We start from the raw sequence: 15,178 nt of genomic DNA, 5'->3' as shown, positions 1-15,178 counted from the left end.
GCGCGCGCCGCGCCCGAGGTCAAGAGGCCGGAGCCGGGCCGGATCGCCGCCGCGGCAGCCCCTTCGACACGACCCTCAGGGATAGACGTAGGAGAACGAGGCGCACATGTCGCCGTTGCTTTGCGGCACGTCCTGGGTGTCGAACATGGCGACGATGGTGATGTCGTCCGAGCCCCATGACGCGACGTAGGTGATAGCGCTCGTTCCGCAGAGGGTGTTCCCGTTGAGGAGCTCCGGGGCGCTCGGATCCTTCACGCTGTAGACGGAGGCCGGAACATCTTCGCCGTCGACGACGAAGTGGTCGCCGACCAGCTCATCGAACTCGATCTTCTCGCCATTGGCAAAGACCATCTCGAAGTCGTCCATGCTGATGTCGCCGGTAATGGCGGTCGCGGTCGTGCTCAGGGCCAGCAGATCGTCGGCAAGCGCTGGGCTTACGGCAAGCAACAGGGCGGCGGCATAGGTGAGGGCTTTCATTCGAGATCTCTTCCCGGTTCGACAGTGACGCGCGACGCTAGCCACATGTTCGGGCGAAGGAAAGGCATGGGCCGTTGCCGAAGAGGGGAAACCCGGCGGAAAATCGGAATCAGCCGGACCAATTTTGGCATCAAGGCATGGAGGCAGGACACCGTGCCGTGGTTTCCCGTCGGGGGACGGAGAAGCACCCGGACAGCACGGCGGCGGCAGGCCAGGCGCCCCCCATGTTCCATCGCGTGGCACCTTCGGCGTAAGGGTTTCTCAATGAGCCGTCTTGTAGGATGACGCACAAAGTCTCTTTGAGCGGACACTTTTTGCAGCATGAACCATTTCCTGCATCTTCCGACCATCATGGTAATCCATGCATGTTCGACGTTGATCTCGGCATTGCTGATCGCAAACCTGTGGCGTCAGCGCAGGACCAGCGTGCTGCTTGGCATCCTGACCTTCGCCGCCGCCATCGGTTTTTTCGGGACGGTCGTGCATGCCATGCGTCCCATTGTGCCGTTCTGGATGTCCGCCGGGCTCGCCCCGGGAGCCGGCGCACTGTCGCTGGGCCTGTTCTGGCAGGCAATCGCCGTGTTTGAAGGCAAGCGCCCCAGCTACTTTCGGGCGACGGCCGGAACGCTGATCTGGTTCGTGCTCTATCTGACGCCGATCTTCCACGCCTCGATCATGTTCCGCACGGCCGCCATTGCCCTGATCATGGGTACTTATTCGGTGCTCGGCGGGCGCGAGATCTGGCTCGGCATGCGGCGCGAGCCTCTGCCGTCGCGCAAGCTGGCCGCCGGGGTGCACTGCGCCCGCGGCGCCGTCTGGTACTCGGTGCTTGTCGGTTCGTTGCTGCTCGACCCGGCCTATAAGGCGCCCGGCCAATATGCCGACTGGTTCGTGATGGCATCCCTGCTGCAGACCTTGCTGGTCATGTTGTCGATCATCACGCTGCTGATTCTCGCTCTGGAACGCGACGAACGCGCGAGCCGCCTCGTCGCGGAACGCGATCCGCTGACCAACCTGCGCAATCGCCGCTCCTTCGTCGAGCATGCCGAGGCACTGCTGAAGCGGGAGAGCAATCCTTCGGCGCTGCTGCTCTTCGACATCGATCATTTCAAGCGGATCAACGACACGCACGGCCATGCCGCCGGCGACAAGGTGCTGATGGAATTCGCTGCCACGCTGGAAGGGCGGATGCAGGCCGACTGGCTTCTGGCCCGCATCGGCGGCGAGGAGTTCGCCTGCCTGGTCCCGAACGCCGGCACCGCCGCTGCGGCTGACATTGCCGAGGCCATGCGCCGGGCCGTCGAATTCCTGCACGCGACGATCGACGGGCGGTTCGTCTCGGTGACGGTCAGCGTCGGCGTGGCCGCGACCGACGAGGTGGCACCGAGCCTCGATCCGCTGCTGGCGGCGGCTGATGTCGCCCTCTACCTGGCCAAGGCCGAAGGGCGCAACGCCGTGCGCATCCACCAGCCGGGCCAGTCCCTGCGCGGACTTCTCGCCGGCGACCATATGCCTCCGGCCGCAGCAAACCAGGCGCGGGCCTATGCGCGCGCATCGAGAGCCAACCGTCCCGGTTGAGAACGGCATGTATTCATCCGGCGCCGGAGGTATCGGTGCGGCGCGGAGTCCGTCTGGTCTGAAGGACGCCTTGGAGAGAGGGGTGCCGCGGTGCGCAATTCGGTCAAGGCGATCGTCATCGGTGCGATGATTCTGGGTGCTGCATGGGCGGCCTTCTTGACGTATGAAACCGCCATGACGACCTTTCATCCTCCGTCACTCGAAGACTACCCGATCCAGGGCATCGACGTCAGCCATCACCAGGGCGACATCGATTGGCCGAGGCTGGCTGCAAAGCCGAATGTGCGCTTCGCCATCGTGAAGGCGACCGAGGGGGGCGATTTCAGGGACCGGAAATTCGCCGAAAACTGGCGGCGTGCGGGGGAGGCGGGCATCGTGCGCGGTGCCTATCACTTCTTCACCTTCTGCCGTCCGGGCAGGGACCAGGCGCAAAACGTGCTGGCCACCGTCCCGCCCGATCCGGCCGCGCTCCCGATCGCTGTCGACATCGAATTCCACGGCAATTGCGGCAAGGTGCCGACGGTCGACGAACTGGCGGACGAGCTCAACGCCTTCATGGACACCCTCGGGGGAACGTATCCGGACAAGCCGGTCTTCTACGTTACGCAGGACGTCTACGACCGCTACCTGAAGGGAAACGAGAACCGTTTCCCCAAACACTATCTCTGGCTCCGCAGCATTGCCCGCGAGCCGAAGCAACAGGACTGCGGCCGCTGGTCGATCTGGCAGTTCGCCGACAACGGCACGCTCGACGGCATTCGAGGGCCGGTGGACCTGAATGCCCTGTGCCCGTCGGAGACGGGATTCTCTAGACTTTTCGGAAGGGGTCCAGAGGACTGATCCTGCCAATCACTCCGGCATCCGGTAGTCGACCAGCTTGTTCTCGCGCACGACGAACAGCTTGCCGGTTTCCGTGAGGTCGGGACCGCAGAGCGGTAGGAGCCGGGCGGCGACTTCGGAGGGATGCGGAACGGTGCTCGGATCCTCGCCCGGCACGGCTTGCGCGCGCATGGCAGTGCGGGTGGGGCCGGGGTCGATCGACACGATGCGCAGCGGCAGGCGCTGGGTTTCGCCGGCCCAGGTGCGGGCCAGTGCCTCGACGGCGGCCTTCGAGGCGGAGTAGACGCCCCAGAACGGTCGGCACTTGTGGGCGGCGGCAGAGGACAGGATCAGGGCACGGCCCTGGTCGGACTTGACCAGCAGCGGCTCGACCGAGCGGATCAGGCGCCAGGTGGCGGTGACGTTGATGGTCATCACCTTCTCGAACACCTTGGCCTCGATATGGCCGATCGGCGAGATGACGCCGAGCATGCCGGCATTGGCGACGAGAATGTCGAGCTTGCCCCAGCGCTCGTTGATCGAGCCGCCCAGCGCGTCGATCGCGTTCATGTCTGCAAGGTCGAAGGGAACGAGGGTGGCGCTGCCGCCTACGGCCTTGATCGCATCGTCCAGTTCTTCCAGGCCGCCGACCGTGCGGGCGCAGGCGATCACATGGGCACCCGCCTTGGCGAGCTCGAGGGCGGTGTAATAGCCGATGCCGCGCGAGGCGCCGGTGACGAGCGCGATACGGCCCTTCAAGTCAACTGTCATGATGTCTGTCCTTGGAGCTCAGCCGTTGGTGGCCAGCATGGAAACCTTGCGGCCCATCTTCTCGCCTTCCTTGTCGAGCAGGCGGGTGGGGTAGTCGCCGGTGAAATAATGATCGGTGAACTGCGGAGCAGCGTCGTCGCGCGGCTTGCCGCCGACGGCGCGGTAGAGCCCGTCGATCGACAGGAAGGCGAGCGAATCGGCACCGATATACTTCGCCATCGCTTCCGGCCCGGCATACTGGTTGGCCAGCAGCTTGTCGGCGTCCGGCGTGTCGATGCCGTAGAAGTCGGGATGGAAGATCATCGGTGACGCGACGCGGATATGCACTTCCTTGGCGCCGGCATCGCGGATCATCTGCACGATCTTCAGCGAGGTGGTGCCGCGCACGATCGAATCGTCGACCAGCACGACGCGCTTGCCCTCGATCATCGCCCGGTTGGCGGAATGCTTGAGCTTGACGCCGAAGGCGCGGATCTGCTGCGTCGGCTCGATGAAGGTGCGGCCGACATAATGGTTGCGGATGATGCCGTATTCGAAGGGAATGCCGCTCGCCTGGGCATAGCCGAGTGCTGCCGGCGTGCCACCGTCGGGCACCGGCACCACCACGTCGCCGTCGCACGGGGCTTCGTTGGCCAGGTTGAGACCCATGGCCTTGCGCGTCTGGTAGACGTTGCGGCCGCCGACCACGCTGTCGGGACGGGCGAAATAGACATATTCGAACAGGCAGAGGCGCTCCGGCTGCGGCTTGGCCGGCTTGCGGGCGTCGATGGTGATCGAACCGTCCGGCTGGATCTCGCAGATGATGACTTCGCCGTTCTCCACGTCGCGGACGAACTTGGCACCGATGATGTCGAGCGCGCAGGTTTCCGAGCAGAAGATCGGCTTGCCGTCGAGATCGCCCATGACGAGCGGGCGGATGCCGATCGGATCGCGGGCGGCAATGAGCTTGGTGCGGGTCATCGCCAGCATCGAATATCCGCCTTCCATCTGGCGGATGGCGTCGATGAAGCGGTCGGCCGTCGATGAATGGCGCGAGCGGGCGATGAGGTGCAGCACGACTTCGGTGTCCGAGGTCGACTGACAGATGGCGCCGGTGGCGATGATCTGGCGGCGGAGCGTGAGGCCGTTGGTGAAGTTGCCGTTGTGGGCGATGGCAATGCCGCCCTCTTCCAGTTCGGCGAACAGCGGCTGCACGTTGCGCAACGCCACTTCGCCGGTGGTCGAATAGCGGGTGTGGCCGATCGCTGCCGAACCCGGCAGCTTCGCCAGCGTCGCCGGATTGGTGTAGTGGTCGCCGACCAGGCCCATGTGCTTTTCGGTGTGGAACTGTCGCCCGTCGAAGGAGACGATACCCGCCGCTTCCTGGCCGCGATGCTGCAGGGCATGCAGGCCGAGCGCGGTCAGGGTTGCCGCGTCGGTGTGGCCCAGAATGCCGAACACCCCGCATTCTTCATGGAGCGTGTCGTCTTCGAGACTCCATTCGGAACCGGAAAAAGCTGACTGAGACATGGAAGCAGGCCTTTGCTCGATCGGACAGATGTGCCGGGACGGCTTTAACACGGAAGCCGCCGGTCTGTCCTGATCCGGCGGCGTCCGCTTGTGGATTACAGGGGCGCGGCCGAAGGCCGCAGCCCGGTCAGTTGTTGGCGGCCGGCGCGTCTTCGGCCGGTGCCTGTTCCGCGGGTGCCTGGTCGGCCGGCGCCTCTGCGGCGGGGGCGTCCGCCGCGGGCTCTTCCTTGCCGAGGATGCGGGCGCGGATCTGCGGCTCGATGTCGGCCGGCAGGACGGCTTCGAGCTTCAGCACCAGCGTATCGAGGAACGGCTTGGACTTGGCATTGTTGACCCAGTCCGGGCGATGCTTGACGTCGATCAGCCAGTTCCAGAAGGCGACGGCGACGACCAGCAGCAGGATGCCGCGCGCCGCGCCGAACAGGAAGCCCAGCGTGCGGTCGAGCGCGCCGATGCGGCTGTCGATGATGAAGTCGGCGATGCGGCTGGTGATGAACGAGATGACGATCAGCGCGACCAGGAAGATGATGCCGGCCGAGCCGGCCAGAGCGATGCGGTCGTCGCTGGTGTAGTTCTTCACATAGGGAAGCAGCAGCGGATAGAGGTAGTAGGCGGCGGCAACCGCGCCGGCCCAGCTGGCGATCGAAAGAACTTCGCGCGAGAAACCGCGCACCATGGCGAGCACGGCCGAAAACAGCACGACGCCGATGACAATACCGTCAAAAATCGTAATGGGCATAAAAACCAACTCCAAGACTTGCCGGCCAACGCCTGCTTGTTTGCCATCGCGACCGCTGCCGCCGTAAGCCGGCCAGGCCGGATTGGATCAGTCGCCGGCCTCTTCCGAACGCGCCTTCAGCCGGGAACCGGCAATCCGCGCCACGAGATCGGGCAGGCTCTCGACTTCGTTCCACTTCCCCGCCGCTCCCTTGGGAAGCTCCGACGAGGCTGCGGGCAGTACAGCGGAGGAGAAGCCGAGCTTTTCCGCTTCCTTCAGCCGCTGGGCCGTATGCGCAACCGGACGGACGGCGCCGGACAGGCTGACTTCGCCGAAATAGACGCAATCGGCGGGAAGGGCAAGTCCGGCCAGTGACGAAACAAGGGCAGAGGCGATCGCCATGTCCGCCGCCGGCTCAGAGATGCGGTATCCGCCGGCAACATTCAAGTACACGTCGTGCTGTCCGAGTCGAACTCCGCAATGCGCCTCGAGTACGGCGAGGATCATGGCGAGCCGCGAACTGTCCCAGCCGACCACGGCGCGGCGCGGCGTGCCGAGCGTCGTCGGCGCGACCAGCGCCTGCACTTCGACCAGGACCGGACGCGTGCCCTCCATCCCGGCAAAGACCGCGGCCCCGGGCGACTTGGCATTGCGTTCGCCGAGGAAGAGTTCCGAAGGGTTGGCGACCTCCCGCAGGCCCTTGTCCGACATTTCGAACACGCCGATCTCGTCGGTCGGTCCGAAACGGTTCTTCACAGTGCGCAGGATCCGGTAGTGATGCCCACGGTCGCCCTCGAAATAGAGCACGGCGTCGACCATGTGTTCGACCACGCGCGGGCCGGCGATCTGACCGTCCTTCGTGACATGTCCGACGAGCACCATGGTGGCGCCGGTCTGCTTGGCAAAGCGGATCATCGCCTGCACGCCGGTCCTGACTTGGGTGACGGTGCCGGGCGCGGATTCGGCCGTGTCGCTCCAGAGCGTCTGGATCGAATCGATGATGACGAGATCCGGCCGCTTGCCTTCGGAAATGGTGGCGAGGATGTCCTCGACATTGGTCTCGGCCGCGAGCAGCACTTCGGTGTCGGCGGCGTGCAGACGCTGGGCGCGCAGCCTCACCTGCGCCACGGCCTCTTCGCCCGAGACGTAGATGACGCGGTGGCCCTTGCGCGAAAGGGCGGCGGCCGCCTGCATCAGAAGCGTCGACTTGCCGATGCCCGGGTCGCCGCCGATCAGCACGGCCGAGCCGCGCACGAAGCCTCCGCCGGTCGCCCGGTCGAGTTCGCCCATGCCGGTCGGGATGCGTGGCGCTTCCTCGATCTCGCCGGACAGCGAGGTGAGGGTGACCGGACGGCCCTTCTTCGGCGTCTTGCCGGGACCGGAGCCGATTCCGCCCATCGGGTCTTCCTCGACGATGGTGTTCCACTCGCCGCAGCCGTCGCACTTGCCGGCCCAGCGGTTGTGCACCGTGCCGCAGTTCTGGCAGATGAATTGGGTCTTCGCTTTCGCCATGCTGGAGAATTCCCGTGTCCGCGCCTGAGGCGGAACAAAAAGTGAATATCGATCTCTCAGTTAGGAGAAATCGCGGGAATGCGCAAGCCGGTCACGTGTGTCCTCAAAGGGCGTCGATATAGCGCCGCTCGTAGCGCAGGCCGAGACCGGTCAGCAATTCGTAGCCGATCGTGCCGGCGGCACGCGCCGCATAGTCGAGCGGCATGTTGGCGCCGAACAGTTCGATATAGTCGCCGGCTGAAATTGCGCCGGCCGGCACGTCCGTCACGTCGAAAATCGTCAGATCCATGGTGACGCGGCCGACGACCGGCACCTTGTGTCCGGCAATGAAGCCGAAGGCGCCTGGAATGCCGGTCTCGCGCAACGGCACGCCGCTGCCCGAGAGGGCGCGCAGATAGCCGTCGGCATAACCGGCCGAAACGATGGCCAGCCGGCTGTCTCGGTTGAGCGTGGCGGTGCCGCCGTAGCTGACGGTCTCCCCGGCCTTGGCTTCGCGGATCTGCAGGATGCGGGCCTCGGCGGTCGCCACCGGCCGCATCGGGTTCTGCACGCCGTTGACCGCCTCGCCGCCGTAGAGCGCGATGCCGGGCCGGGTCAGGTCGAAGTGGTATTCGGATCCGAGGAAAGTTCCAGCGGAAGCTGAAAGGCTTGAATCGATGCCTTCGAAGGCGGCGCTAACCCTGCGAAATGATTCCCGTTGCCGGTGGTTCATCGGCGAGGCCGGATCATCGCCGCAGGCAAGGTGGCTGAGCACCAGCACCGGCGACAGGCTGGCCGGACGCGACACGTCGTCGGCGAGCGCCAGCGCATCTTCGAGCGGCAGGCCGAGCCGGTTGAAGCCGGTATCGACATGCAGGGCGCAGGGGTGGTCGCCATGCTCGGCGACCGCCGACATCCAGAAGGCGAGCTGTTCCTGCGAGGCGATGACCGGCACAAGATCATGCTCGAAGAAGACGGCTTCCATGCCGGGCCAGATGCCGGAGAGAACGAAGATCCGCGCCTCGGGCGCATAGGCGCGCAGCGTCGCGCCTTCGGCCGGGACGGCGACGAAGAAATCGCGCGCGCCGGCATGGTAGAGCGTCTGGCCGACATCCTCGATGCCGAGGCCATAGGCGTCGGCCTTGACCACGGCCGCGGTGCGCGCCGTGCCGGAGCGCCGGGCCATGTCCCGCCAGTTGTCTGCGAGGGCGGAAAGATCGATGGTCAGCCGCAGCGGGGCGGCGAGGAATTCATCGGAGGCGTCGGTAAGATCGAAGGCGGCAGACATTTTGAAATCGGGAACCACGTGTCGTGAAAGAACTGGCCGGACCCTAGCACTTTTCTTCAAGACTGGAATGCTCGGAGCGGGTATAATTTTGCAATGCACAATGTTTCGCAGAGGGATGCGGCGAACGACATGCCGCTGACGCCGACCGAACGCACCAGCTTTTGGCGCGACGGGCGATTCGGCGGCATGGAATGTCTGAGCGCCACCTTCCAGACCCACGCCTATGCGCCGCATGCCCACGACACCTTCTCGATCGGCGCGATCGAGAGCGGCAGCCAGATCGCCCGCATCCGCGGCGCCCGCGAAGAGACGGGTCCCGGCTGCCTCTACCTGATCAACCCGGAGGTGGTGCATGACGGGGCGCCCGGTCCGGACGGCTACCGCTACCGGATGATCTATCCGAGCGAGGCGCTGTTTCGTGACGTGCTGGAGGAAGTGACCGGCAAGGCATGCCGCTCGACGCCGAGCTTCGCGCGCGAACTGCCGCAGGATGCCGAGCTGGCACGGGCGTTCCACCGCGCCCACCGGGCACTCGAGGAGAATGTCGGCGCCCTGGAAGCGGAGGAGAGCATGTACAGCGTGCTCGCGGCGCTGTTCCTGCGTCACGGAAGCGAGCAGCGCGCGCCGATCGAGACGCGCGAGCGCACCGCCGTCTGGCGCGCCCGCGACTATCTCACCGAACACTTCGCGACGGATATCGGCCTGGAGGAGCTGGCGGGCATCGCCGGCCTGTCGCGCGCCCATCTGATCCGCGCCTTCCGCAAGGAATTCCACATCACCCCGCATGCCTTCCTGACCGACATCCGCATCCGCCGGGCGCGCGCGCTGCTCAGCCTCGGCCGAAGCCCGGCCGATGTCGCCTTCGCCTGCGGCTTTGCCGACCAGGCGCATTTCACCCGCCATTTCAAGGCGCGCGTCGGCATCACGCCGGGCCAGTTTCGCAAAGCCTGATCACTTTCGTTCAAGACCGGCATGGCCGTCGCCCCTAGAAGGCGCGTCAAAGGGTTTGATGGGAAAGTGGAATGCCGACAGAACACTCATCCGCGCAGGAATTTCTCCAGGGGCTGCGGAGCATGGCGCCGCTCATCATTGCCGTACTTCCGGTCGGCATGGTGTTCGGCGCGGTCGCCGCGACCAAAGGCCTGTCGACGCTCGAAATCATCCTGATGAGTGCACTCGTCTTCGCCGGCGGGTCGCAGTTCGTCGCCATGGACATCTGGACCCACCCGGCCAGCTGGACGGCCGTCGGCTTCGCCGCGCTTCTGGTCAATGTGCGCCATGTGCTGATGGGAGCCTCGATCGCCGGCAAGATGGCGGCCTTCAGTCGCGTGCAGAAGGGCGTCTCGCTGCTCTTCCTCGCCGACGAGATCTGGGCGATGTCGGAATTCCGGGCCCGCGAGGCGCGGCTGACGCCGGCCTGGTATGCCGGTGTGGTCGGGGTCTTCTACCTAGCCTGGGTTCTTGCCGGCGTCCTCGGCGGTCTGCTCGGCCGTTTCGTCGGAGATCCCGCGGTGATCGGCCTCGACTTTGCCTTCCCCGCTGTCTTCATCGTGCTGGTGACCGGTTTCTGGAAGGGCAGGGAGACTGGCATCGTTCTGGTCGCCAGTGCGCTGAGCGCGCTTGCCGTCCATCATCTCGTGCCCGGCGTCTGGTACATCGCGGCCGGTGCGGCCGGCGGCCTGCTGGCGGCAGCCTTCAGAGGTAATCCGCCGGGAGACGTCCGATGAGCCTCGATCTTGCGACGCTTGCGGCGATCCTCGCCATGGCCGGCGCCACGGTGCTGACGCGGCTGGCCGGGCTGGCCGTCCTGAGGTTCGCGACGCTCACGCCGCGTGCGCGGCGCATGCTGGATGCCATTCCGCCCGCGGTGATGGTGGCCGTCGTCACGCCGACGGCGCTTGCGACCGGCCCCGCCGAGAGCCTAGCCTGTGCCGTGACGGCCCTTGCCGCCCTCAGGCTGCCGATGCTCGCGGCCGCCACGGCGGGGGTGGCGACCGTCGCGCTGATGCGGCTTGCCGGTCTTTGAGGTGCCTCACGGCTCCTCGTAGGCGGTGAAGGACGGATCGGCGAGGTCGGCGAAGCGGGTGAATTCCGACTGGAAGGCGAGCTTGACGGTGCCGGTCGGTCCGTGGCGCTGCTTGGCGATGATGACGTCGGCCGTCCCCTTGACCTTGTCCATCAGCGCTTCCCATTCCGGGTATTTCGGATCGGCGAGATCGCGCGGCTCGGCGTTCTTCACGTAGTATTCCTCGCGGAACACGAAGAGCACGACGTCGGCGTCCTGCTCGATCGAGCCCGATTCGCGAAGGTCGGAGAGCTGGGGGCGCTTGTCGTCGCGGCTTTCGACACCACGCGACAGCTGCGACAGCGCGATGATCGGCACGTTGAGTTCCTTGCCGAGCGCCTTCAGACCCGTGGTGATCTGGGTGATTTCCTGCACGCGGTTCTCGCCCGCCTTGCCGGTACCCGTCATCAGCTGGATATAGTCGACCACCAGGCAGTCGAGGCCGCGCTGGCGCTTGAGGCGGCGAGCGCGGGCGGAGAGCTGGGCGATGGAAATACCACCGGTCTGGTCGATGAACAGCGGCACCTTCTGCATCATCTGGCTGCAGGCGACGAGCTTTTCGAAATCGGCCTCGGTGATGTCGCCGCGGCGGATCTTCGACGAGGAGACTTCCGTCTGTTCGGAGATGATACGGGTGGCGAGCTGTTCGGACGACATTTCCAGCGAGTAGAAGCCGACGACGCCGCCGTTCTTCGCCTTGAACGAGCCGTCCGGCATGATCTCGGGCTCGTAGGCCGCTGCGATGTTGTAGGCGATATTGGTCGCCAGCGAGGTCTTGCCCATGCCGGGGCGTCCGGCGAGCACGATCAAGTCGGAACGCTGCAGGCCGCCCATCTTGCTGTCGAGCGACATGATGCCGGTGGAGATGCCGGACAGGTGACCGTCGCGTTCGAAGGCGGCGCCCGCCATGTCGATCGCCTGGGCCACCGCATCGTTGAACGACTGGAAACCGCCGTCATAGCGGCCGTTCTCGGCCAGCGCGAAGAGGCGGCGCTCGGTGTCCTCGATCTGCGCCTGCGGCGGCATGTCGAGCGGCGCGTCATAGGCGATGTTGACGACGTCCTCGCCGATCTGGATCAGCGCGCGGCGAAGCGCGAGGTCGTAGATCGCCCGGCCGTAGTCCTCGGCATTGATGATGGTGACGGCTTCGGACGCAAGCCGCGCGAGATACTGCGCGACGGTGAGATCGCCGACCTTCTGGTCGGACGGCAGGAAGGTCTTGATGGTCACCGGATTGGCGGTCTTGCCCATGCGGATGATTTCCGAGGCGACCTCGAAGATCTTCCGGTGCAGGGGCTCATAGAGGTGATCCGGCTTGAGAAAGTCGGAAACGCGGTAATAGGCATCGTTGTTGACGAGGATCGCACCCAGCAGGGCCTGTTCGGCTTCGATATTGTTCGGCGCTTCCCGGTAATGGGGTTCGGCCGGCTGGATTTGGGCTATCTTGCGCGCAGCATCGTTCATCGCGGGCTACCGTCTTTTCTTCTCGGGAATGTCGATCTTGTTGGCCCTAGGATTTGGCGGCTGGCTCGGTGCGAGTCAACTTCAATCGAGCGCGTCAGACTTGTCCCCGTCTATCCACAGGGGGCCTGAGAGAATCTGCGCATCGCCGATGAAAGAGCTTGCATACCCATTTGCCGCGCGAATCGCAGGACACCATCCAATCATATCCCAAAGGGGTGCCGTCAGCGCAAATAGTTCGCCCCTTGCCGCCCCGCCGCGAAGGTCCTGGCAAAGAAAAACGCCCGGGTCGAAGGACCCGGGCGTTCTGACATGCGGCTCCAGCCGATGCTTATTCTTCGTCGCCGTCGCGGTCAGCGTCCGGATCGAAGAAGTCTTCCGGACGAAGCGCGTCTTCGTCAACGCCGTAGATGGCGTCGGCCGAGGTGAGACTTTCGCCCTTGGCCTGGCGCTCGGCTTCTTCGGCCGAACGGGCAACGTTGAGCTCGACCGAGATTTCGACTTCGGCATGCAGGTGGATGACCACCTTGTGCAGGCCGATGGTCTTGATCGGGGTGTTGAGCTCGACCTGGTTGCGGCCGATGACGAAGTTTTCGGCGCCGAGGATCTCGACGACGTCACGGGCGGCGACCGAACCGTAGAGCTGGCCGGTTTCGCCGGCCGAACGAACGACGATGAAGGACTTGCCGTCGAGAACGTCGGCGACCTTCTGGGCTTCGGCCTTGCGCTCGAGATTGCGGGCTTCGAGCGTTGCGCGCTCGGCGTCGAAACGGGCCTTGTTGGCGGCGTTGGCGCGCAGCGCCTTGCCGAGCGGCAGGAGGTAGTTACGGGCGAAGCCGTCACGAACCTTTACCGTCTCGCCCATCTGGCCGAGCTTGGCGATGCGTTCAAGAAGAATGACTTCCATTTCTCTGTTCCTTTCAGTTTGAGTTCAAGACTTGGAATTATCGGTTCCGGCCTTGCGGGCCGGGGTCAGGGCCACGGTTCGCCGCGTATCGGCGAGCCCGAGGACGAGAATGACGAAGGCGGGGAGCACCATCGGCGTCGCGATGTAGGCGAGAACGAGGACCGGCAGGCGCCAGTCCTTGCCGCGGGTCCGCAGGTGCAGCGAGCCGAAGCCGGCAAGCAGGAAACCCGCGCCGAAGGTGCCGCAAATCGTCGCCCCGATCAGGGCGGGGACGCCGCCGACGAAGCAGGCGACGATGCCGGCGAGAAAGACGAAGGTCGCATTGCGGTTCATCCGCAGCGACGACGGCAGGTCCTCGCGCGGGCGAAGCGCCCGGCCGGACGCGCTGACGACGCGCATGGCGATGTAATAGGCCGCAAACAGCATCAGCACCCACATGCCGCCCTGGACGATCGGCAGCAGCAGCACCATCATGCTCTTGATCTGTTCGACCGAGGCCGGGTCGGCGGCAAGCGTCGGGTCCCGGTCGGCGACCGATGCCATGAGCAGGTCGACCATCTGGCCGGTGAGTTCCGGGCCGTAGCCGATCATCACGCCGAGGAAGATGACGGCCACCGACACCAGCGCGCAGAGATGCAGCAGGATGTCGGAGAGCGGATACCAGGCCAGCAGATCGTCCGGGCCGCCGATTTCGGACGCGGGACGGGCGAGGTTGGCGAGGTGGCTGAGCCAGCCGGCCGGCAGCAGGGTGAAGATCGCCATGGCCAGCGCGAACAGCGGGGAAATGACGAGCGCGCCGATGACAGCCGCGGTGGCGACGGCAGCGATGGCCGCGACATTGCCCCAGCCGAGGCCGACGATCAGCACGGGCAGGGCGGAAGCGGCATAGAGGATGGACGAAAAGGACGGCTGCGCGCTCGCGCCCAGTACGAGCAGGGCGGCGGTGAGACCGGCGATCAGGCCGATCAGCAGCAGTTGTCCATTTACCTGTTTCACGTTCGCTGTCCTGCTGGTTCAAGCAGTTAGGGGAAAAGCCGGATTCAGATCCTGAAGTCCGTCCCCAACATGGGATTTCACCTGAGGTCGTTCATGCTTCGGATGAAGTCGCCCGACCTTGGGCATGGGTTCCGATCCGCGCCCAACGCGGAAGGGAGGAAGCCCGCCGGCAAGGCCGGCAGGCTTCGGATCAAGTTACGCTACGACGTAGGGCAGCAGGCCGAGGAAGCGGGCGCGCTTGATGGCCTGGGCCAGTTCGCGCTGCTTCTTCTGGGAAACTGCGGTGATACGCGAAGGAACGATCTTGCCGCGCTCGGAAATGTAGCGCTGCAGGAGACGGACGTCCTTGTAGTCGATCTTCGGTGCATTTGCGCCCGAGAAGGGGCAGGTCTTGCGACGACGATGGAACGGACGGCGTGCCGGAGCAGAGGATGCATCAGCCATTGTGTTTTCTCCTATTGCTCGAAATTACGCGCGGTCTTCGCGCGGACGACGCTCGAAGCCACCTTCGCGCGGACCACGGTCCGGACGCGGGCCACGATCGCGATCGCCGAAGCTGCGCTCCGGACGGTCGCCGTCACGACGCGGACGGTCGTCACGGTCGCGCTTCTGCATCATGGCAGACGGGCCTTCTTCGTGGGCTTCCACGGCGATGGTCATGTAACGAAGAATGTCTTCGTTGATGCGCATCTGGCGTTCCATTTCATGGATCGCTGCACCCGGAGCTTCGATGTCCATCAGGGCGTAGTGAGCCTTGCGGTTCTTCTTGATGCGGTAGGTGAGGGACTTGAGGCCCCAGTTTTCTACGCGCCCGACCTTGCCGCCATTCGCTTCGATAACACCCTTGTACTGTTCGACGAGGGCATCAACCTGCTGTGCGGACATATCCTGCCGGGCAAGGAATACATGTTCGTAAAGAGCCATTGTAAGCTTTGCCTTTCTTGCGGTTGTCATCACCCGGATCCGGCGCTAAGCCTCAACGACTGCTCCTGTTTGGGAAACCCAAGGCAAGAAAAGCTGTTGTATCGAGACGGTCGAGAGCGGAGACACGGGAGGCCGGAACCTCTCTTGGTTCCTGCGGCATCCTCATCGGATACC

Annotated in this window: 16 protein-coding genes; 5 read left to right on the top strand and 11 right to left on the bottom strand. The window is 65.0% G+C overall.

All coding sequences use genetic code 11. The features are described from left to right. Positions 1 to 75 precede the first annotated feature (75 nt). Positions 76 to 477 carry a hypothetical protein gene (locus AC07Y0_RS11530; RefSeq protein ID WP_498677332.1) on the bottom strand — a complete coding sequence of 134 codons (402 nt, stop codon included), beginning with the start codon at positions 475 to 477 and terminating at the stop codon, positions 76 to 78. A 321-nt stretch (positions 478 to 798) separates the two neighbouring features. Between AC07Y0_RS11530 and AC07Y0_RS11525 the strand changes: the two genes are divergently transcribed. Together AC07Y0_RS11525 and AC07Y0_RS11520 are read left to right on the top strand one after the other, a co-directional pair. Next, entirely contained in the window at positions 799 to 2,055 is a 1,257-nt protein-coding gene (locus AC07Y0_RS11525) for a GGDEF domain-containing protein (RefSeq protein WP_498677330.1), read from the top strand. Positions 2,056 to 2,181: 126 nt separating this feature from the next. Beyond that, positions 2,182 to 2,895 (top strand): glycoside hydrolase family 25 protein, encoded by a 714-nt coding sequence (locus AC07Y0_RS11520; RefSeq protein WP_498680220.1) that lies wholly within the window; start codon positions 2,182 to 2,184, stop codon positions 2,893 to 2,895. A 9-nt stretch (positions 2,896 to 2,904) separates the two neighbouring features. On the opposite strand, the gene AC07Y0_RS11515 is transcribed toward AC07Y0_RS11520, so the two are convergent. From AC07Y0_RS11515 to alr, 5 genes are all read right to left on the bottom strand, one after another. Next, complete coding sequence (locus tag AC07Y0_RS11515) at positions 2,905 to 3,645, bottom strand: SDR family NAD(P)-dependent oxidoreductase (RefSeq protein ID WP_498677328.1); 741 nt, start codon at positions 3,643 to 3,645, stop codon at positions 2,905 to 2,907. A gap of 18 nt (positions 3,646 to 3,663) precedes the next feature. Next, the gene (purF, locus tag AC07Y0_RS11510) at positions 3,664 to 5,154 is read right to left on the bottom strand and encodes an amidophosphoribosyltransferase (RefSeq protein WP_454745339.1); all 1,491 of its coding nucleotides are present in this window, start codon (positions 5,152 to 5,154) and stop codon (positions 3,664 to 3,666) included. A 127-nt stretch (positions 5,155 to 5,281) separates the two neighbouring features. After that, entirely contained in the window at positions 5,282 to 5,893 is a 612-nt protein-coding gene (locus AC07Y0_RS11505; RefSeq protein ID WP_498677326.1) for a CvpA family protein, read from the bottom strand. Between the two features lie 87 nt (positions 5,894 to 5,980). Next, positions 5,981 to 7,384, bottom strand: a complete 1,404-nt coding sequence (gene radA, locus AC07Y0_RS11500; RefSeq protein ID WP_498677324.1) for a DNA repair protein RadA — start codon at positions 7,382 to 7,384, stop codon at positions 5,981 to 5,983. A 103-nt stretch (positions 7,385 to 7,487) separates the two neighbouring features. Then, on the bottom strand, positions 7,488 to 8,651 hold the full coding sequence (gene alr, locus AC07Y0_RS11495; RefSeq protein ID WP_498677322.1) for an alanine racemase: 1,164 nt from the start codon (positions 8,649 to 8,651) through the stop codon (positions 7,488 to 7,490). A gap of 93 nt (positions 8,652 to 8,744) precedes the next feature. Between alr and AC07Y0_RS11490 the strand changes: the two genes are divergently transcribed. The 3 genes from AC07Y0_RS11490 to AC07Y0_RS11480 all read left to right on the top strand — a co-directional run bounded on the left by AC07Y0_RS11490 (position 8,745) and on the right by AC07Y0_RS11480 (position 10,677). Then, entirely contained in the window at positions 8,745 to 9,602 is an 858-nt protein-coding gene (locus AC07Y0_RS11490; RefSeq protein ID WP_498677320.1) for an AraC family transcriptional regulator, read from the top strand. Between the two features lie 71 nt (positions 9,603 to 9,673). Then, positions 9,674 to 10,378 (top strand): AzlC family ABC transporter permease, encoded by a 705-nt coding sequence (locus AC07Y0_RS11485; RefSeq protein ID WP_498677317.1) that lies wholly within the window; start codon positions 9,674 to 9,676, stop codon positions 10,376 to 10,378. Continuing rightward, positions 10,375 to 10,677: an AzlD family protein gene (locus tag AC07Y0_RS11480; protein WP_498677315.1), complete on the top strand. Its 303-nt coding sequence runs from the start codon at positions 10,375 to 10,377 to the stop codon at positions 10,675 to 10,677. Before AC07Y0_RS11485 ends, AC07Y0_RS11480 begins: the two co-directional genes overlap by 4 nt. A 6-nt stretch (positions 10,678 to 10,683) precedes the next feature. Here AC07Y0_RS11480 and AC07Y0_RS11475 read toward each other — a convergent pair whose 3' ends face one another. The 5 genes from AC07Y0_RS11475 to rpsF all read right to left on the bottom strand — a co-directional run bounded on the left by AC07Y0_RS11475 (position 10,684) and on the right by rpsF (position 15,004). Beyond that, positions 10,684 to 12,180, bottom strand: coding sequence for a replicative DNA helicase (locus tag AC07Y0_RS11475; protein ID WP_498677313.1), 1,497 nt, complete (start codon positions 12,178 to 12,180; stop codon positions 10,684 to 10,686). A gap of 328 nt (positions 12,181 to 12,508) precedes the next feature. After that, on the bottom strand, positions 12,509 to 13,084 hold the full coding sequence (rplI, locus tag AC07Y0_RS11470; protein WP_454745346.1) for a 50S ribosomal protein L9: 576 nt from the start codon (positions 13,082 to 13,084) through the stop codon (positions 12,509 to 12,511). 24 nt (positions 13,085 to 13,108) lie between these two features. Beyond that, positions 13,109 to 14,080 (bottom strand): DUF2232 domain-containing protein, encoded by a 972-nt coding sequence (locus AC07Y0_RS11465; RefSeq protein WP_498677311.1) that lies wholly within the window; start codon positions 14,078 to 14,080, stop codon positions 13,109 to 13,111. A 195-nt stretch (positions 14,081 to 14,275) separates the two neighbouring features. Further along, positions 14,276 to 14,524, bottom strand: a complete 249-nt coding sequence (gene rpsR / locus AC07Y0_RS11460) for a 30S ribosomal protein S18 (protein ID WP_028736123.1) — start codon at positions 14,522 to 14,524, stop codon at positions 14,276 to 14,278. Positions 14,525 to 14,548: 24 nt separating this feature from the next. Next, positions 14,549 to 15,004 (bottom strand): 30S ribosomal protein S6, encoded by a 456-nt coding sequence (rpsF, locus tag AC07Y0_RS11455; protein ID WP_028736122.1) that lies wholly within the window; start codon positions 15,002 to 15,004, stop codon positions 14,549 to 14,551. Positions 15,005 to 15,178 lie beyond the last annotated feature (174 nt).

It is taken from the genome of Allorhizobium sp. GW101-3B10 (genome assembly GCF_059424725.1).
Note: the sequence above shows the minus strand (reverse complement) of the source record. Positions and strands in the feature narration are given on the sequence as shown.

Coding starts and splice junctions, on each gene's coding strand:
- AC07Y0_RS11530 (WP_498677332.1), bottom strand. CDS start 477: ATGAAAGCCCTCACCTATGCCGCCGCCCTGTTGCTTGCCGTAAGCCCA.
- AC07Y0_RS11525 (WP_498677330.1), top strand. CDS start 799: ATGAACCATTTCCTGCATCTTCCGACCATCATGGTAATCCATGCATGT.
- AC07Y0_RS11520 (WP_498680220.1), top strand. CDS start 2,182: ATGATTCTGGGTGCTGCATGGGCGGCCTTCTTGACGTATGAAACCGCC.
- AC07Y0_RS11515 (WP_498677328.1), bottom strand. CDS start 3,645: ATGACAGTTGACTTGAAGGGCCGTATCGCGCTCGTCACCGGCGCCTCG.
- purF (WP_454745339.1), bottom strand. CDS start 5,154: ATGTCTCAGTCAGCTTTTTCCGGTTCCGAATGGAGTCTCGAAGACGAC.
- AC07Y0_RS11505 (WP_498677326.1), bottom strand. CDS start 5,893: ATGCCCATTACGATTTTTGACGGTATTGTCATCGGCGTCGTGCTGTTT.
- radA (WP_498677324.1), bottom strand. CDS start 7,384: ATGGCGAAAGCGAAGACCCAATTCATCTGCCAGAACTGCGGCACGGTG.
- alr (WP_498677322.1), bottom strand. CDS start 8,651: ATGTCTGCCGCCTTCGATCTTACCGACGCCTCCGATGAATTCCTCGCC.
- AC07Y0_RS11490 (WP_498677320.1), top strand. CDS start 8,745: ATGCACAATGTTTCGCAGAGGGATGCGGCGAACGACATGCCGCTGACG.
- AC07Y0_RS11485 (WP_498677317.1), top strand. CDS start 9,674: ATGCCGACAGAACACTCATCCGCGCAGGAATTTCTCCAGGGGCTGCGG.
- AC07Y0_RS11480 (WP_498677315.1), top strand. CDS start 10,375: ATGAGCCTCGATCTTGCGACGCTTGCGGCGATCCTCGCCATGGCCGGC.
- AC07Y0_RS11475 (WP_498677313.1), bottom strand. CDS start 12,180: ATGAACGATGCTGCGCGCAAGATAGCCCAAATCCAGCCGGCCGAACCC.
- rplI (WP_454745346.1), bottom strand. CDS start 13,084: ATGGAAGTCATTCTTCTTGAACGCATCGCCAAGCTCGGCCAGATGGGC.
- rpsR (WP_028736123.1), bottom strand. CDS start 14,524: ATGGCTGATGCATCCTCTGCTCCGGCACGCCGTCCGTTCCATCGTCGT.
- rpsF (WP_028736122.1), bottom strand. CDS start 15,004: ATGGCTCTTTACGAACATGTATTCCTTGCCCGGCAGGATATGTCCGCA.